Origin of the sequence: Streptomyces sp. NPDC006798 (assembly GCF_040635975.1) — a bacterium.
Taxonomy (GTDB): domain Bacteria; phylum Actinomycetota; class Actinomycetes; order Streptomycetales; family Streptomycetaceae; genus Streptomyces.
The window spans coordinates 13,797-31,959 of sequence record NZ_JBEYIS010000072.1 but is presented as its reverse complement, the minus strand read 5'-3'; the positions used below and the strand labels follow the sequence as shown (position 1 = coordinate 31,959).

The following is an 18,163-nucleotide window of genomic DNA, read 5'->3' as shown; positions in this document are numbered from 1 at the left end:
CCTCCCCACCCCCCCCGGCCCCCTTCGACCCCGGGGGGCCTGGGCCGCCCCGCCCGCCCCCCGGCCGGGCCGCCGCGTCGTTTCCCCCGCCGGTACACCCCGTGCCTCTACGCCTCCGGACCCGTACACCCCCCGCCGCCACCGGGCGGCCCCGGTTGTTATCGGGTCCGCAGCTCCTCCCGGGCCTCCATCAACGCGAAACCGAGGAGATTCAGGCCCCGCCAGCGCTCCGGGTCCGCCGCGCGCTCGTCGTCGGCCGTGAGCCCGATACCCCAGATCCGGTCCTTGGGACTGGCCTCCACCAGCACCCGGTCGCCGGTCCCCAGCAGATAGGCGCCCAGCTCCGGATCCTGCCCGAACTTGTGCGCGTTGCCGGTCCGGACGATCCCCGACCGCTCCCGCCGCCACACCGTCTCGTCGAAGCCGCGCACCAGTCCGCCCGCGCGCTTCGCCTCGGCCGGATGCCCGGCGTCCAGGGCCATCCGCTCGGCCGCCGCGTCCCCGAAGAGCCGGGCCTTCGACGCCATCATCCAGTGCTCCGCCGTCGCGTAACGCACCCCGTCGACCACGAAGGGTGATGGCCACCACTGGCTGAGACAGCTCGCCGCGATCCGGCCGTCGGGGCGTGGCGTGTTCCCCCAGAAGAAGATGAATTTCCGGCGCTCACCCTGTCTGACCTGGGCGATCAGTTGATCCCTGTCCATACACGCCAGTGTGGCAGCCGCCACTGACACTTCGTAGCGGTATTTCCGGGGGGACACGACACATGGTCGACCGAATCCGTCGCGTAATCAAAAGGCAACTACGGAATCCCTTGTTGGGGGCGGAGGGCTCTGTCAGGATCGGCACTCACTTCCCGCTTGTTCCACATTCGAGCGGTGACGGGGTGGGCGACACCGGACCGTCGGCGTGCAATTGCATGCCCGTGCCACCGGCGATATCCACCCGACGGCATTTCCGCCCGGGACTACGGAGAGCGTCATGGGGAACCGATTCCAGGTGCTGGACCGCTTCGCGGACGGCGCGCAGTACATCGGCGGAGAGATCCGGCCGGGCGGTTCGGGGACGGTCCAGGCGATCGTCGACCCGGCCAGCGGCGACACCGTCCACCGGTACGCGACCGCCGGGCCCGCCGACGTCGACGCGGCCGTCGCCGCCGCCCGGGCCGCACTGCCCGGCTGGGCCGGGGCCACTCCCGCCGAGCGCTCCGACGCGCTGCACCGGCTGGCCGCCGTCCTCGCCGAACGGGCCGGTGACTTCGCCCGGGTCGAATCCCTCCAGTGCGGCAAGCCGATCAAACTCTGCAACGAGTTCGACGTCCCCGGCACCGTCGACAACGCCGCCTTCTTCGCCGGTGCGGCCCGGCAGCTCCAGGGCCGGTCGGCCGGGGAGTACAGCGGGGACCACACCTCGTACGTCCGCCGGGAACCGATCGGGGTGATCGGCTCGATCGCCCCCTGGAACTACCCCCTCCAGATGGCCGGATGGAAGATCCTCCCGGCGATCGCCGCCGGTAACACGGTTGTCCTCAAGCCCGCCGAGATCACCCCGCTGACCTCCGTGATGTTCGCCCGGGCCGCGACCGAGGCGGGGCTGCCGCCCGGGGTCGTCAATGTGGTCTCCGGGACCGGCCGGGCCGCCGGGGAGCACCTGGTCGGCCATCCCGACGTAGCCATGGTGTCCTTCACCGGCTCCACCGCCGTCGGCAAACGGGTCGCGGCCCTCGCCACCGACTCCGTCAAACGCCTCCATCTCGAACTCGGCGGCAAGGCGCCCTTCGTGGTCTTCGACGACGCCGACCCGGAGGCCGCGATCCAGGGCGCCGTCGCCGGGGCCCTGATCAACTCGGGCCAGGACTGCACGGCGGCCACCCGGGTCTATGTGCAGCGGCCCCTGTACCGGCGGATCCTGGAGGGCATCGCCGACACCATGGCGGGCGTCCGGCTCGGCGACCCCTTCGACCCCGCCACCGATCTCGGCCCGCTGGTGTCGGAGGCCCACCGCGACCGGGTCGCCGGATTCGTGGAGCGGGCCCGGTCCCATGCCACGGTCGTCACCGGCGGCCGGGCCCCCTGCGAGCAGGGCGCCTACTATCTGCCGACGCTGATCGCCGACGCCGCGCAGCGGAGCGAGATCGTCCAGGCGGAGATCTTCGGACCGGTGCTGGTGATCCTGCCCTTCGACACCGACGACGAGGGCATCGCCCTCGCCAACGACACCCCCTACGGACTCGCCGCCTCCGCCTGGACCCGGGACGTCTACCGGGCGAACCGGGCCACCCGGGAGATCGCGGCGGGCTGTGTCTGGATCAACGACCACATTCCGATCATCAGCGAGATGCCGCACGGCGGATATCGGGCCTCCGGCTACGGCAAGGACATGTCGATGTACTCCTTCGAGGAGTACACGCAGGTCAAGCACGTCATGTTCGACAACACGGCGGTGGCCCGCAAGGACTGGCACCGCACGGTCTTCGGGGACAGATAGCCGGCCGCCGGCCGCGGCCGACCCACTGCGAAAGGGCAGAGCGCATGGACCATCACGAGCCCGAGGGCCCCTCCGCCGCCCAGCTGGCGGCGATCCGACGCACCCTGACGAGCGGCCGGGGAGCCCTGACCCGGCGCTCCACCCTGCGGGCCCTGGGCGCCGGGGCCCTTGCCGCCGGGGGCGCCGCCGCCCTCACCGCCTGCGGTATCCCGCCCGCCAAACGGGACGGCGGGGCCGAGGACACCGACGACCGCTCGGCGAAGGAGAAGACGGTGATCTTCTCCAACTGGACCGAGTACATGGACATCGGCGACGACAAGAAGACCCGGCCGACCCTCGCCGCCTTCACCCGGCGGACCGGGATATCGGTCAAGTACACCGAGGACATCAACGACAACGTCGAGTTCTTCGGCAAGATCCGGCCGCAGCTCGCCGCCGGGCAGGGGACCGGCCGCGATCTGATCAACCTCACCGACTGGCTGGCGGCCCGGATGATCCGCCTCGGCTGGGTACAGAGACTCGACCCGGCCCTGCTGCCGAACGCCTACGCCAATCTCTCCCCCCAGTTCCGCCGCCCCGACTGGGACCCGGGCCGGGCCCACTCGTACCCCTGGACCGGGATCTCCGCCGTCATCGCCTACAACATCAGGGCGACCGGCGGGAAGAAGGTCGACTCGGTGAGCCAGCTCCTGGACGACCCCGCCCTCAAGGGCCGGGTCGGCTTCCTCACCGAGATGCGCGACACCGTCGGGATGACCCTGCTCGACCTCGGCAAGAACCCCGGGAAGTTCACCGACGCCGACTACGGAGAGGCGATCGGACGGCTCCAGAAGGGCGTCGACCGGAAGCAGATCCGCCGCTTCCACGGGAACGACTACACCGCCGACCTCTCCAAGGGCGATATCGCCGCCTGTGTCGCCTGGGCCGGGGACGTCATCCAGCTCCAGGCCGACAACCCCGACATCCGGTACGCCATCCCCGCCGCCGGATACATCACCTCGACCGACAATCTGCTGGTTCCCGCCGGGGCCCGGCACCGGGCCAACGCCACCCGGCTGATCGACTACTACTACGAGCGCCCGGTCGCCGCCCGGCTCGCCGCGTACATCAACTACGTCTGCCCGGTCGAGGGCGTCAGTTCCGAACTAGGGAAGATCGATCCGGCGCTGGCCCGGAACACCCTGATCGTTCCCGACCGTGCCATGGCCGCGAAGTCCCATGCCTTCCGCTCCCTGAGCGACGCGGAGGAGAAGGCGTACGAGGAGAAGTTCGCCAAGCTCATCGGCGCCTGACGGCGTCCGGCCCCGGGTCCGTCCCGGGTCCGCTCGTTCCGGACCGGTCCGGTGCGCTTTCGCCGCCTCCGGCTCGCCCGCCCCGGCCACGGGGCCCGTGCTCCCGCCCCCTCCGACGACCCTGGGACCGCCACCCATGACAGAGACCGACACCACCGGCGGCGACGTCCGCCTCACCGGGATCAGCAAGACCTACGGCTCCTTCACCGCCGTCCACCCGCTCGACCTCACCGTCCCGCACGGCTCGTTCTTCGCCCTGCTCGGCGCCTCCGGCTGCGGCAAGACCACCACCCTGCGGATGATCGCCGGACTGGAGGAGCCCAGTACCGGCACCGTCCACCTCGGCGACCGGGACGTCACCCAGCTGCCGCCGCACAAACGGCCCGTCAACACGGTCTTCCAGAGCTATGCCCTCTTCCCGCATCTGACGATCTTCGAGAACATCGCCTTCGGGCTGCGCCGCCGGGGAATCCGCTCCGTACGGAAGCAGGTCGGCGAGATGCTCGACCTGGTCCAGCTCGGCGACTTCAAGGACCGCAAGCCGCATCAGCTCTCCGGCGGCCAGCAGCAGCGGGTCGCGGTGGCCCGCGCGCTGATCAACCACCCCCGGGTACTGCTCCTCGACGAACCGCTGGGCGCGCTCGACCTCAAACTCCGCCGCCGGATGCAGCTGGAACTCAAGCGGATCCAGACCGAGGTCGGCATCACCTTCGTCCATGTCACCCACGACCAGGAGGAGGCCATGACGATGGCCGACACGGTCGCGGTGATGAACGGCGGCCGGGTCGAGCAACTGGGCGCCCCCGCCGAGCTGTACGAGACCCCGCACACCCCGTTCGTCGCCAACTTCCTCGGCAGCTCCAATCTGATCGAGGCCGAGACCGTCTCGGTGACCGGGGGAGTGGTCACGGCCGCCGTCGGGGGGACCGTGCTGCGGCTGCCCGCCGAGCGCTGTGCCGCCACCCCGGTCGCCGGACGCAAGCTGCTGGTCGGGGTACGGCCGGAGAAGATAGCCCTGGCCCACGCCGATGACGCGGCCGGGATCGACGGCACGCGGAATCGTTTCAGCGGAACGATCGGGGCGGCCGGGTTCATCGGCGTCTCCACCCAGTACGTCATCGACAGCCCGGCGGGCGGCACCCTCGACGTCTACGTCCAGAACCTCGAACGCGACAGCAGGCTGACGCCCGGGGCCGAGGTCGTCCTGCACTGGAACCCCGACCACACCTTCGCCCTCGACACCGACCGGCCCGCCGACGAGGGCACCCCCGACACCGGGGCCCCGGCGGGCACGGTCGGCGCCCCGCGCCCGGCCCCGGAAGCGCCGGAGACCCCTGAAGCCGGAGACCCGGCCGAGGGCGAGAAGGCGGGCGCGGCGGAGGCCGCCGGATGAGCGCCGCCACCGCCCCCGCCACGAAGGCCGGGGCCCCGCCGGACGGCCCCGGCCCCGCTCCCGTGCCGCACCGGCGCTCCGTACGCCGCCGACTGGTGCCGTACTGGCTGCTGCTCCCCGGCATCCTCTGGCTGCTGGTCTTCTTCGCCCTGCCGCTGGTCTACCAGGCGTCGACCTCCGTCCAGACCGGCTCCCTCGAAGAGGGCTACCGGGTCACCTGGCACTTCGCCACCTATGCCGACGCCTTCGCCGAGTACTGGCCGCACTTCGTCCGCTCGGTGCTCTACGCGGGCACCGCGACCCTGCTCTGTCTGCTGCTCGGCTATCCGCTGGCGTATCTGATCGCCTTCCGGGCCGGACGCTGGCGCCATCTGCTGCTCGTCCTGGTCATCGCGCCGTTCTTCACCAGCTTCCTGATCCGGACCCTGGCGTGGAAGACGATCCTGGCCGACGGCGGACCGGTCGTGGACGTCCTCGACACCGTCGGCTTCCTGGCCGTCACCGACTGGCTGGGGATGACCGACGGCTCCCGGGTGCTCGCCACTCCGCTCGCCGTCGTCACCGGTCTGACGTACAACTTCCTGCCCTTCATGATCCTGCCGCTCTATACGTCCCTGGAGCGGATCGACCACCGGCTGCACGAGGCCGCCGGTGATCTCTACGCCACCCCGGCCACCACCTTCCGGAAGGTCACGTTCCCGCTGTCGCTGCCCGGCGTGGTCTCCGGCACCCTGCTGACCTTCATCCCCGCCAGCGGCGACTACATCAACGCCGAACTCCTCGGCTCCACCGACACCAAGATGGTGGGCAATGTCATCCAGTCGCAGTTCCTGAGGGTGCTCGACTACCCGACCGCCGCCGCGTTGTCGTTCCTGCTCATGGCCATTGTGCTGATCATGGTCTCGGTCTACATCAGACGGGCCGGAACGGAGGATCTGCTGTGACCCCTGTGACGAAGGCGGGCGGCTGGCTCCGCCGCAATCTGGTGGTGCTCGCGGGGCTCGCCACCCTCGGCTATCTGATCCTGCCCAACGTCGTCGTGATGGTGTTCTCCTTCAACAAGCCCGCCGGGAAGTTCAACTACTCCTGGCGGGAGTTCTCCACCGACGCCTGGCGGGACCCGTGCGGGGTCGCCGACCTCTGCGGCTCCCTCGGGCTGTCGCTGCGGATCGCCTTCTTCGCCACCCTCGCGGCCACCGTCCTCGGCACGATGATCGCCTTCGCCCTGGTCCGCTACCGGTTCCGGGCCCGGGGCGCGGTCAACTCGCTGATCTTCCTGCCGATGGCGATGCCCGAGGTCGTGATGGCCGCGTCCCTGCTGACCCTCTTCCTCAACCTGGGCGCCGAACTCGGCCCGGTGACCGTACTGATCGCCCACACCATGTTCTGCCTCAGCTTCGTGGTGGTCGCCGTCAAGGCCCGGGTGCTGTCGATGGACCCCCGTCTTGAGGAGGCCGCGCGGGACCTCTACGCCGGGCCCCTCCAGACCTTCCTCCGGGTGACGCTGCCGATCGCGGCCCCCGGGATCGCGGCGGGCGCCCTGCTCGCCTTCGCGCTCTCCTTCGACGACTTCATCATCACCAACTTCACCTCCGGCAACAGCGTCACCTTCCCGATGTTCGTCTGGGGCTCCGCCCAGCGGGGCACACCCGTACAGATCAATGTCATCGGGACGGCGATGTTCGTGCTCGCCGTACTGATCGTCGTCGTCGGCCGGCTGGTCGCGGACCGCCGGCGGAAGACCGGATGACCCGGAACCCCATCGCACCCCCAGCCGAGGAGTGGAACCCGTGAAAGACGCCGCAGACATGGCCCCAGGCGCCATGACAGCGACACCGTCCGACCGTGGTGCCGACGCCCTGGCGTCGGCCTCCCTGGCCGGTGTCAGGCCCGTGCCGTTCTGGCTGGACGACCCGGACCGGCCGGCCGCCGAGGCCGCGCTCACCGGTGACGAACGCTGTGACCTGCTGGTCGTCGGCGGCGGCTACAGCGGGCTGTGGACCGCCCTGATCGCCAAGGAGCGCGATCCCGGCCTCGACGTCGTACTGATCGAGGGGAACGAGACCGGCTGGGCCGCCTCCGGCCGCAACGGCGGATTCTGCGCCGCCTCCCTCACCCACGGCCTCGGCAACGGAATCGCCCGCTGGCCCGGGGAGATCCGGCGGCTGGAGGAGCTGGGGGCGGCCAATCTCGACGCCATCGAGGAGAGCGTCGGACGGTACGGCATCGACTGCGACTTCGAGCGCACCGGCGCCCTCGACGTGGCGACCGAGCCGTACCAGGTGGCGGAGCTGGCGGCGGCGTACGAGGAGGCCCGGCGGTACGGGATCGAGGGCCTGGAACTGCTGGACGCGGCCGCCACCCGGGCCGAGGTCGACTCGCCGCTCTTCCTCGGCGGGCTGCTCGACCGGCACGGCACCGCCATGCTGCACCCCGCCAAGCTGGTGTGGGGGCTGAAGCGGGCCTGTCTGGAGCGGGGCGTACGGATCTACGAGAACACCCGCGGCCTCGAACTCGCCACCGCCCGCGCCGGAACGCATATGGCCGTCCGCACGCCCTACGGCCGGATCCTCGCCGACCGGGTCGCGCTCGGGACCAATGTCTTCCCGTCGCTGGTCAAGCGGGTGCGGCCGTACACCGTACCGGTCTACGACTACGCCCTGACGACCGAGCCGCTGACCGACTCCCAGCTCGACGCGATCGGCTGGCGCGGCCGGCAGGGCCTCGGCGACACGGCCAACCAGTTCCACTACTTCCGGCTGACCGCCGACCGGCGGGTGCTGTGGGGCGGCTATGACGCGATCTACCCGTTCGGCGGCCGGATCAGCGCCGAACTGGACCACCGGCCCGAGACGTACCTCAAACTCGCCCGGCACTTCTTCCAGTACTTCCCCCAGCTCGAAGGGGTCCGCTTCAGCCACGCCTGGGGCGGGGCGATCGACACCTGCTCGCGGTTCTCCGCCTTCTTCGGCACCGCTCACGGCGGCCGGGTGGCCTACGCCGCCGGATACACCGGCCTCGGGGTCGGCGCGAGCCGCTTCGGGGCGGAGGTGATGCTCGATCTGCTGGCCGGACGGCCGACCGAGCGGACGGAGCTGGAGATGGTCAGGACCAAGCCGCTGCCGTTTCCGCCGGAGCCGGTCGCCTGGGCCGGGATCGGGCTCACCAAATGGTCGCTGGCCCGCGCGGACGCCGACGCGGGACGGCGCAATCTCTGGCTGCGGACCATGGACCGGCTGGGGCTCGGCTTCGACAGCTGACGAGCCGGCGCCCGGACCGCTTCCGCTGCCCGGACCGCGTCCGCTTCCGCCCACCCGACCGGGCCGCTCCCGGCGCCCGGCCGTCGCCGGGGGCGTGCGTGACGCAGTTCACTACTCATTGGTAGCCAGAAGTCGCGTCATCACCCGGGCCCCGGCCCCTCTCCCTCGTGAAGGCAGTACCCGACACGAGAGAGACGGTGGCGATATGACCGGTACACGCGGCAGGACAGCGGTGGAGTGGCTGGTGACGGCCGCCCCGGACCCCGACGGCTGCCGGTGGGAATGGGAGCGCCACCCGCTGGGTGTCGCGCTGCTCCCGGCGGGCCGCCGCTGGGACGTCCTGATCGTTCCCGGCGAGCTGGGCCGCCCCGCCCTCGACGTACTCGACCGGCTGACGGACCGTCCGGGGCCGGTCCTCCTCGATCTCGGCGCCTACCGGACCGGGTTCTTCGTCCCCGCCGGGACCGCCTCCCGCTGGGTCGGGACCGGTGTCAGGGCCGCCGGACGCGGCTCCTGGATCGTCGTTCCGTACCCCGGCCGGGCCACCGCGGGCGGAATCCGCTGGCTGGTACCGCCGGACGGCTCCGGGGCGCTCACCGACCCGGCGCTGCTGGAACTGGCGCTGCACGAGGCGGCGGTCACGGGCCGCGGCGGCGACGGCCCGCCGGGGCCCCGGCCCGGCCGCGTACCGGGCCCGCCGGACCCCGGAGGGCGGCGTTGAGAACGGGCGCGGGCGGGGGAGGGCGTGCCGGAAGCCTTGACAAGGCTATTGGTCTGGACCAAATTGTGCCTCCCCCGCCCCGCTTCCAACCCCCCACTTCCTGGAGGCAGTTGTGGTACGCGTCAGAACCGCCGGGAACCGCCGCACCGTCCGGAGCCGACTCGGCAGACTCCTGGCCGCCGTCGCGGCCGGAGCCCTCACCGTCACCGGACTCGTCGCCACCGCGACCCCCGCCAGCGCCGCCGACACCGAACTCGCCGTCAACGGCGGCTTCGAGGCCGGGCTCGGCGGCTGGACCTGCTCCGCCAACACCGGAACCGCCGTCACCACCCCCGTCAGAACCGGGACCGGCGCGCTCAAGGCCACCCCGGCGGGCTCCGACAACGCCCGCTGCGCCCAGACCGTCAACGTCCAGCCGAACTCCACCTACAGCCTCAGCGGCTGGGTGCAGGGCGGCTATGTCTACCTCGGCGTCACCGGCACCGGCACCACCGACGTCTCCACCTGGACCCCCTCGGCGGCGAGCTGGCAGAAGCTCGCCACCACCTTCCGTACCGGCCCCACCACCGGCTCCGTCACCATCTACACCCACGGCTGGTACGGCACCCCGGCCTACCACGCCGACGACATCTCCCTCTTCGGGCCCGGCGGCGGCCCGATCGTCGTCCCCACCGCCCCCACCGGGGTGACCGCCGGATCGCCCGGCTCCACCACCGTCCCGCTCGCCTGGAACCCGGTCTCCGGGGCCACCGGCTACCACGTCTACCGGGGCAACGACCGGGTCGCCTCCAGCGCCTCCGCGTCCGCCCAAGTCACCGGACTGACCCCCTCCACCACCTACGACTTCGAGGTCACCGCCGTCAACAGCGCCGGTGAGTCACCCCGTTCCAGCGCCGTACGGGTGACCACCACCAGCGGCGGGGGCGGCGACGGCGGACTCCCGCCGCACGCCCTCGTCGGCTATCTCCACACCAGCTTCGCCAACGGCTCCGGCTACACCCGGATGGCCGACGTCCCGGACTCCTGGGACGTGATCAACCTCGCCTTCGGCGAACCGACCTCCGTCACCTCCGGCGACATCCGGTTCTCCCTCTGCCCGGTGGCCCAGTGCCCCAACGTCGAGTCCGCGGCCGATTTCAAGACCGCGATCAAGGCGAAGCAGGCCGCGGGCAAGAAGGTGCTGATCTCCATCGGCGGCCAGAACGGACAGGTCCAGCTCGCCTCCACCGGCGCCCGGGACGCCTTCGTCAGCTCGGTCTCCCGGATCATCGACGAGTACGGCCTGGACGGGCTCGACATCGACTTCGAGGGCCACTCCCTCTCGCTGAACACCGGGGACACCGACTTCCGCAGCCCGACCACACCCGTGATCGTCAATCTGATCTCGGCGGTCAAGACGCTGAAGGCCAAGTACGGCGCCAAGTTCGTGCTCACCATGGCCCCGGAGACCTTCTTCGTCCAGCTCGGCTACCAGTTCTACGGCTCCGGGCCCTGGGGCGGACAGGACCCGCGCGCCGGTTCGTACCTCCCGGTCATCCACGCCCTGCGGGACGACCTGACCCTGCTCCACGTCCAGCACTACAACTCCGGCCCGATCATGGGCCTCGACAACCAGTACCACACCATGGGCGGCGCCGACTTCCACATCGCCCTGACGGACATGCTGCTCACCGGCTTCCCGGTGGCCGGGAACACGGCCCGGATGTTCCCGCCGCTCCGCCCCGAACAGGTCGCCATCGGAATGCCCGCGTCCACCCAGGCGGGCAACGGCCACACCCCGCCCGCCGAGGTCAACAAGGCGCTCGACTGCCTCACCAAGCGGGTCAACTGCGGTTCGTACCAGACCCACGGCACCTGGCCCGCACTCCGCGGACTGATGTCCTGGTCGATCAACTGGGACCGCTTCAACCAGTTCGAGTTCTCCCGGAACTTCGACGCCTACCGCTGGAGCTGACCTCCGGCGGCGGCCGGCGGAAGACCAGCGGGAGCAGCGCGCCGAAGAGGCACCAGCTGCCGATGACGTCCAGCGGCCAGTGATAGCCGCGGAGTACGAGGCCGATGCCCGTCGCCAGGGTCAGCACCCCGGCGGCGGGCATCGCCCATCCCCGGGCCCGGTCCGGAAGCGCCGGGCGGAGCAGTACGGCCGCCGCGCCGAACGCCACCACGGCGGTGGCGGCGTGCCCGGACGGGTAGTAGCCGGTCGCGCCGGTCAGCGGCCCCGGCCGGTCCAGCAGCGCCTTCAGGGGAACCACCAGGGCCGGTACGGCGGCGATCGCGAGGACGGCGCGCGGGGCCGCGTACCGTACGGCCGTACCGCCGCCGCGCCACCCGGCGTACCCGGCCGCGGCGATCAGCACCGGCAGCGCCACCGGCACATTGCCGAGATCGGCGAGGAGTTCGGTGAACGGCTCGGGGCCGTGGCCGGTGACGGCCCGCGACCAGCGTTCGTCGAGGGCGCGCAAGGGGCCGTCGACGGCGATCTGCCAGGTCACCACGGCGAAGAGCAACAGCAGCGAGAACGCGAGAACCGGCTGTTTCGGGACAGGGGGGGTAGTCCCGAAACAGCCGGTGAGACCGAGCCGCCGCGCGCCCCGGGGGGTTTGGGGCGAGCGGCCGTCCGATCGGTGAGGAGTCCCGGAGCCGAAGGCTCCGGCGCTGTGCGCCAAGGCACGTCCGGGACGGTGCTGGGGATGCGCCGACCCGGCATCACCCGCGGCGAACCGCGGGCTGGTTGTTTCTCTCATCTGCGGAAACCGTACGGCAGGGGGCCCGGCGGCGGACAGCCGGATCGCCATCCCGCCACAGCTTCTTCACAGGCCCTGTCGGTTGGGGAAGGCCCCGGCGCCGGTCGTCGGAAAGAGCCGGTGCCGGTCGCGGAAAAGCCCCGCCGGGACGGGCTCGGCAGGGCCTTCGCTCGGGGGCTTCCGGGGCGGGCGCGGCGGCCCGGCGGCGGTGTGTCTCCGGGCCGCCGGTGCCGCGTAGGCCAGCCGGTCAGAGCGTGCCGAACGCCTGCTCCAGGATGTCCAGGCCCTCGTTCAGCAGGTCCTCGCCGATCACCAGTGGCGGCAGGAAGCGGAGTACGTTGCCGTAGGTGCCGCAGGTCAGGACCAGCAGCCCCTCGGCGTGGCACGCCTTGGCCAGCGCACCGGCCGACGCGGCGTCCGGCTCCTTGGTGTCCCGGTCCTTCACCAGCTCGATCGCGATCATGGCGCCACGGCCCCGGATGTCACCGATGACCTCGTACTTGCCGGCCATCGCCGACAGCCGGGCCTTCATGATCTCCTCGATCCGGCGGGCCCGGGCGTTGAGGTCCAGCTCCTTCATCGTCTCGATCGAGCCGAGCGCGCCCGCGCAGGCGACCGGGTTGCCGCCGTAGGTGCCGCCGAGGCCGCCCGCGTGCGCGGCGTCCATGATCTCGGCGCGGCCCGTGACGGCGGCGAGCGGCAGCCCGCCCGCGATGCCCTTGGCGGTGGTGATCAGGTCCGGGACGACACCCTCGTCCTCACAGGCGAACCACTGGCCGGTCCGGCAGAAACCGGACTGGATCTCGTCCGCGACGAAGACGATGCCGTTCTCCCGGGCGAATGCGGCGATCGCCGGGAGGAAGCCCTTCGCGGGCTCGATGAAGCCGCCCTCGCCGAGGACCGGCTCGATGATGATCGCGGCCACGTTCTCGGCCCCGATCTGCTTGCTGATCTGGTCGATGGCCTGCGCCGACGCCTCGGCACCCGCGTTCTCGGCCCCGGTCGGCCAGCGGTAGCCGTACGCCACCGGCACCCGGTAGACCTCGGGCGCGAACGGGCCGAAGCCCTGCTTGTACGGCATGTTCTTCGACGTCAGCGCCATCGTCAGATTGGTCCGGCCGTGGTAGCCGTGGTCGAAGACCACGACGGCCTGCCGCTTGGTGTACGCCCGGGCGATCTTCACGGCGTTCTCGACGGCCTCGGCGCCGGAGTTGAAGAGCGCCGACTTCTTGGCGTGGTCACCCGGGGTCAGCTCGGCCAGCGCCTCGGCGACCTCGACGTACCCCTCGTACGGCGTCACCATGAAACAGGTGTGGGTGAAGTCGGCGAGCTGCGCCGACGCCCGGCGGACGACCGCCTCGGCGCTGGCGCCGACGCTGGTGACGGCGATACCGGAGCCGAAGTCGATCAGCCGGTTCCCGTCCACGTCCTCGATGATGCCGCCGCCCGCGCGGGCCGTGAACACCGGCAGCACCGAGCCCACGCCCGCCGCGACGGCGGCGGTCCGGCGGGCCTGGAGCTCGACCGACTTCGGGCCGGGGATGGCGGTGACGATGCGGCGCTCCTGCGGAATCGCTGTCATGAGGGGCTCCTGGGGTGTTCGAGGCTGCTGGGCTTCGGGTGGCTTCTGTGGACTGTGGGGGTTCCGGTGCTTCCGGCGCCTCCGGATGCCGCCGGGGCTTCGGGGTGAGCCGTACGGCACCCGGGACGGGCGGCCGGGGCCGTCCTTGGCCGTCCACCGCACTTCTCCCCTCCTTCGCAGGTTAGGCGCGGTGCAGGGGGGCGGGCATACGCCGTTCGGTAGTAGTGGGTCCGGGGTCCTTGTCCGCGCCGGACATAGGGCGGTCCCGGCGGAGGCGAGGCCGGTGTGCCCGGCGCGGTGGGCCCGGGGGCGCGGTCGGGGCGGGACCGGGGTGCCGCGGGGTGGGGCGTAACGGTGAACTCCCCGCCCCGGGGCACTAGATTGGCCGTGCACAGAGGCGGGCCTGGCTGGTCAGGGGGCAGCGGTTCAGATGGATAGGGATGCTCGGGCGGAGAAGGATTCCGCGGGCCCGTACGACGCGCACGGCGGATACCCGGGGGCCGTACCGGCGCCACCGCCGATGCCCGCCCGCCCACCGGGGCAGGGACCGGCCGCCCAGGACCCGGGGTGGCCCGCCGTCCCGCGCCCCTCGGGCCCGCCGACCCCCGCGGTGCCCGCCGTACCGGGCCACGCCCCGGTGACCCGCCCGGCGGTCGCCGACTGGCTCCGCACCCCCCGCCCGGCCGCCGAGCCCGGCATCTGGCGCCCGGGCCACGTCCCCCGCCCCGACGAGGAGCCCGACCTGGTCCCGGGCCGCCAGCTCCTCAGCGGGGCGCTGATCGCGTTCCTGGTGGGCTGGCTGCTCTGGTCCCTGCTGTGGAACGGGTTCCTGGAGGGGTGGTGGATCTTCATCAGCGACTGGTGGGAGCTGCCGATGGAGTGGCTCGTGCCGGACGCGTGGACCGCCCCGGGCCACGCCCGATTCGAGTTGTATGTAGGGATCACCTATCTCTACTACGGTCTGGTGATCGCCGGGGTCGCCGTCGGTATGGGCCGGGTCGGCAACTGGACGGAGGTCTGGCAGCGGTACGGAGTGCCGCTGTGGCCGCTCTTCTTCGTCGTCCCGAGCGTCTGGCGCGAGATGCCCAGAATCAGCTGGCTCGCCTGGGTCTCCACCCTGTACTACGTCCTGCTCGTGGTGACGCTCGTCGCCGTCGTCGGCCGGATCGGCACCTGGCCCGCCGTCCGGCGCAAGCTGGCGGGCACCCCGCCGCAGCCCTCGTCCGCCGAACCCCGGCACGACCCCGCCACCTGGCCCGAGCTGCGGGCCGCCGGGCTCGGGGACGCCGCCGAGGATCTGACCCGGGCGGTGGACGGCGGCACGCTCGGGGACGTGGACTACGCCCGGATCCGGCGCGCCTGGCAGGGTGTGAGCGCCCGGCCCGACCGGCTCGCCGCGTTCACCGAGACCGTCCGCGCCCACGGACCGGCCGCCTGCGCCCATCCGTCCGGAGTCCGCGACCTGCCCGTCCGCAGCGCCCTGCACGATCTGGCCACCGGCCAGGTGCGGATCGGTACGGCCGTCGACACGCCCCGCAATCCGTATTCGCGCCGCACCACCGGCGTCGCCCTCGACCCCGGGCTCCTCGGCACGTCGCTGCTCGCCGTCGGCCCGTCCGGCTCGGGCAAGAGCGTCCGGCTGGTCCGGCCCGTCGTCGAGTCGCTCTGCCTGCACGCCCTCGCCAACCGGGCGGCCGTCGTCGCCGTGACCGCGTACGGCTCCGGAATCGCCCCCGACGACGCCTTCGACCTGGTCATCGGCGTCGGGCGGCCCGAGTCGACCCACGACCTCGATCTGTACGGCGGCGCCGACGACCCCGACGAGGCGGCCCGGACCCTCGCCGAAGCCCTCGTCGGGGATCTCGCCGCGACCCTGCCCGGCGGCGACAGCCGACGGGCCGCGACCGCGTTGGCCCAGCTCATCGGGCCGTTCCGGAGCGTCCACGACCGGTTCCCCGCCGTTCCGGAACTCCGTGAGCTGCTGGGCGGCCCCACCGGCGCCCTCGTGGCGTTGCGGACGGCGCTGGAGGCCCGCGGCGGCCCAGCCGCGGCGGCCCAGCTGCGCGAGCTGGCCGCCCGCGAACGCCAGTCGGAGCGCGCCGACGACATCGGGGTCCTGCTCGCCGAGCGGGTCGCCTTCCTCGACCGGCCCGCCTTCGCCGACTCCTTCCGTACCGACGGCACCGGCCGCCAGTTCTCCCTGCGGGCCGTCGAACACCCGCTGCGGGTCCGGATCGACCTGCCGGAACGCGGCCACGCCGAAGCGTCCCGGATCGTGGCGCGGCTGCTGTTCGCCCAGTTCGCGGAGGCCGCGTCGGCCCGGTCCGACCGGTCGCTCTTCGCCGCGCTCGTCCTCGACGACGCCACGTACACCGTCACCGCCGACTCGGTACGCGCCGTACAGCGGCTGCGCTCCGCCAACGCCGGGGTCGTCCTGGCGCTGCGCACCCTGGAGGACGTCCCCGAGCCGCTGCGCGGGCCGCTGCTCGGCGCGGTGGGGTGCCGGATGGCGTTCTCCGGTCTCGCGCCGTGGGACGGCAACCGGTTCGCCGAGGCGTGGGGCACCGAATGGGTGCAGACCCGGGACGTCACCAACCGCCAGATCATCTCCGACGAGCCGCTGACCAAGGCGCTCCACATGATGCGGCGCCTGGTCACCGGGCGGGCGGCGACCGCCGAGGCGATCACCGTCCGCGAGGTGGAGCGGGCCCGCTGGTCCGCCTCCGATCTGGCCCACAAGGTCCCGGCGGGCCATGCCGTGCTCTCCCTGACGACCGTCGGCGGCGACCACGCGCCGCCGCTGCTGGTGGATCTGCGGACCTGAGCCGGGCCCCGGAGGGGCGGCCGCGCGGTTCACCGGGGCGCCCGGGCCATCGGGGCGCCCCGAGTGCTACGGGATGGCAGAATCGGGGGAGCCGTTCATACGCGACGGCGTATCGCCGATGGCCGGACGTCCCCACCGGCGCACTCCGTCCGAAGGGCCCGGTCCCATGCCCCCCACACTCGCCGCGCTCGTCCAGCACTCCGCCCTCAAACTCTCCGTACGGGCCGGGGAGGGGCGGCTCGGGCGGGAGGTGCGCTGGGCGCATGTGAGCGAGCTGGCCGACCCCGTGCCCTACCTGGAGGGCGGCGAGCTGCTGCTCGTCACCGCGATCACCCTCGACGTCCACGACCCGGAGGCGATGCGGCGCTATGTGCGGCGGCTGGCCGACGCCGGGGTGGTCGGGCTCGGATTCGCCGTCGGCGTGCACCACGACGACGTGCCCGGAGCGCTCCTGGACGCGGCCCGGGAGGCGGACTTCCCGCTGCTCGCCGTGCCCCGCAGAACCCCCTTCCTCGCCATCAGCAAAGCGGTCTCCGCCGCCATCGCCGCCGATCAGTACCGGGCGGTGACCGCGGGCTTCGCCGCCCAGCGGGAACTCACCCGGGCCGCGCTCGCCGACGGCCCCGCCGGAGTCGTCACCCGGCTCGCCGGATACGTCGACGGCTGGGCGGCCCTCTACGACGCCTCCGGCGCGGTCGTCGCCGTCTCCCCGGACTGGGCGGCCCGGCGGGCCGCCCGCTACACCGCCGACGTGGAACGGCTGCGGGAGGGCTCCGTGCCCGCCAGTGCCGTCGTCGCCGACACCGGCGGCGGTGACGACCGGGTCGAACTGCAGTCCCTGGGCGCGGGCCGCCGGGTCCGGGGCACACTCGCCGTCGGCACCGGCGCGCCCCTCGGAACCGCCGAACGGTACGCCGTCCACTCCGCCGTCGCCCTGCTCACCCTGGCCACCGAACGCTCCCGCTCCCTCCAGGGGGCCGAGCAGCGGATCGGCGCGGCGGTGCTGCGAATGCTGCTGGCGGGCGAGGCCGGGCACGCCCGGACCGTCGCGGGCGAGATCTACGGGGAGCTGCTCGACGCGCCCTTCCGGCTGCTGATCGCGGCACCCGCGGAGCCGGCCGACGGGCCCTCCGCGTCGGGGTCCGGGTCCGGGGAGGATGCGCTGAGGTCCCTGGCGGAGACGCTGGAGACGGCCGCCGCGCGGGCGGCCGAACCCGTACTGGCCGTACGGGACGAGGACGGACGGCTGCTGGTCCTCGCCGCCGACGAAGGAGCGGTACTGGCCGCCGGCCGGGCCGCCGGTGCCGTCGCCGGTCCCGACGCCGACCCCGGGCCGCTGCGGATCGGGGTGTCCGCGGCGGGGCCCGCCGTCGGGGCCGGTACCGGGGGGAGCGCCGCGCCGACCGCGTACCACCAGGCCGAGCAGGCCCTTTCCGTCGCCCGCCGCCGGGGCCGGGCCCTGGTCGAATACGGCGACGTCGTCGCCGGGTCCGTCCTCCCACTCCTCGGCGACGAGGCCGTCCGCGCCTTCTCCGACGGGCTGCTGCGCCCGCTGTACGCGCACGACGCCACCGGGCGCGGCGACCTCGTGGCGTCCCTGCGGGCCTGGCTCTCCCGGCACGGCCAGTGGGACGCCGCCGCGGCCGATCTCGGTGTGCACCGCCATACGCTGCGCTACCGGATGCGGCGCGTCGAGGAGATCCTGGGCCGCTCGCTCGACGACCCGGACGTCCGTATGGAGCTGTGGCTCGCCCTCAAGGCCACGGAGCAGCCCGCGGCCCGCTGACGGGGGCGTCTGCCCGATGGGGACCCCCGGCGCCTTGGCCCTCCGGAGCACCGCCCCGACTGCCCGGACCACGC

13 protein-coding genes are annotated in these 18,163 nt (G+C 72.6%); 10 read left to right on the top strand and 3 right to left on the bottom strand.

Features of this window, described 5'->3' with window-relative positions:
* Positions 1-158 precede the first annotated feature (158 nt).
* Positions 159-704, bottom strand: a complete 546-nt coding sequence (locus ABZ714_RS31760; protein WP_358828819.1) for an NADAR family protein — start codon at positions 702-704, stop codon at positions 159-161.
* A 277-nt stretch (positions 705-981) separates the two neighbouring features.
* On the opposite strand from ABZ714_RS31760, the gene ABZ714_RS31755 reads away from it, so the two are divergent.
* The 8 genes from ABZ714_RS31755 (at position 982) to ABZ714_RS31720 (ending at position 11,107) form a co-directional block, all read left to right on the top strand.
* Complete coding sequence (locus tag ABZ714_RS31755; RefSeq protein ID WP_358828818.1) at positions 982-2,487, top strand: gamma-aminobutyraldehyde dehydrogenase; 1,506 nt, start codon at positions 982-984, stop codon at positions 2,485-2,487.
* A 44-nt stretch (positions 2,488-2,531) separates the two neighbouring features.
* On the top strand, positions 2,532-3,779 hold the full coding sequence (locus tag ABZ714_RS31750; protein WP_358828817.1) for a spermidine/putrescine ABC transporter substrate-binding protein: 1,248 nt from the start codon (positions 2,532-2,534) through the stop codon (positions 3,777-3,779).
* Positions 3,780-3,915: 136 nt separating this feature from the next.
* Entirely contained in the window at positions 3,916-5,172 is a 1,257-nt protein-coding gene (locus ABZ714_RS31745) for an ABC transporter ATP-binding protein (RefSeq protein WP_358828816.1), read from the top strand.
* Positions 5,169-6,116: an ABC transporter permease gene (locus ABZ714_RS31740; RefSeq protein ID WP_358828815.1), complete on the top strand. Its 948-nt coding sequence runs from the start codon at positions 5,169-5,171 to the stop codon at positions 6,114-6,116. Before ABZ714_RS31745 ends, ABZ714_RS31740 begins: the two co-directional genes overlap by 4 nt.
* 5 nt (positions 6,117-6,121) lie before the next feature.
* Positions 6,122-6,922 (top strand): ABC transporter permease, encoded by an 801-nt coding sequence (locus ABZ714_RS31735; RefSeq protein ID WP_358828820.1) that lies wholly within the window; start codon positions 6,122-6,124, stop codon positions 6,920-6,922.
* 73 nt (positions 6,923-6,995) lie between these two features.
* Entirely contained in the window at positions 6,996-8,432 is a 1,437-nt protein-coding gene (locus ABZ714_RS31730) for an FAD-binding oxidoreductase (RefSeq protein ID WP_358828814.1), read from the top strand.
* 205 nt (positions 8,433-8,637) lie between these two features.
* Positions 8,638-9,153, top strand: a complete 516-nt coding sequence (locus ABZ714_RS31725) for a hypothetical protein (protein WP_358828813.1) — start codon at positions 8,638-8,640, stop codon at positions 9,151-9,153.
* A 112-nt stretch (positions 9,154-9,265) separates the two neighbouring features.
* The gene (locus ABZ714_RS31720) at positions 9,266-11,107 is read left to right on the top strand and encodes a glycoside hydrolase family 18 protein (protein WP_358828812.1); all 1,842 of its coding nucleotides are present in this window, start codon (positions 9,266-9,268) and stop codon (positions 11,105-11,107) included.
* Here the strand turns inward: ABZ714_RS31720 and ABZ714_RS31715 are convergent.
* Positions 11,058-11,645 carry a phosphatase PAP2 family protein gene (locus ABZ714_RS31715; protein WP_358828811.1) on the bottom strand — a complete coding sequence of 196 codons (588 nt, stop codon included), beginning with the start codon at positions 11,643-11,645 and terminating at the stop codon, positions 11,058-11,060. The genes ABZ714_RS31720 and ABZ714_RS31715 overlap by 50 nt on opposite strands.
* A 499-nt stretch (positions 11,646-12,144) precedes the next feature.
* Complete coding sequence (gene gabT / locus ABZ714_RS31710; RefSeq protein WP_358828810.1) at positions 12,145-13,479, bottom strand: 4-aminobutyrate--2-oxoglutarate transaminase; 1,335 nt, start codon at positions 13,477-13,479, stop codon at positions 12,145-12,147.
* 430 nt (positions 13,480-13,909) lie between these two features.
* Between gabT and ABZ714_RS31705 the strand changes: the two genes are divergently transcribed.
* Together ABZ714_RS31705 and ABZ714_RS31700 are read left to right on the top strand one after the other, a co-directional pair.
* Positions 13,910-16,303, top strand: a complete 2,394-nt coding sequence (locus tag ABZ714_RS31705; protein ID WP_358828809.1) for an ATP/GTP-binding protein — start codon at positions 13,910-13,912, stop codon at positions 16,301-16,303.
* Between the two features lie 166 nt (positions 16,304-16,469).
* Positions 16,470-18,089 (top strand): PucR family transcriptional regulator, encoded by a 1,620-nt coding sequence (locus ABZ714_RS31700; protein WP_358828808.1) that lies wholly within the window; start codon positions 16,470-16,472, stop codon positions 18,087-18,089.
* The last annotated feature ends 74 nt before the right edge of the window (positions 18,090-18,163 follow it).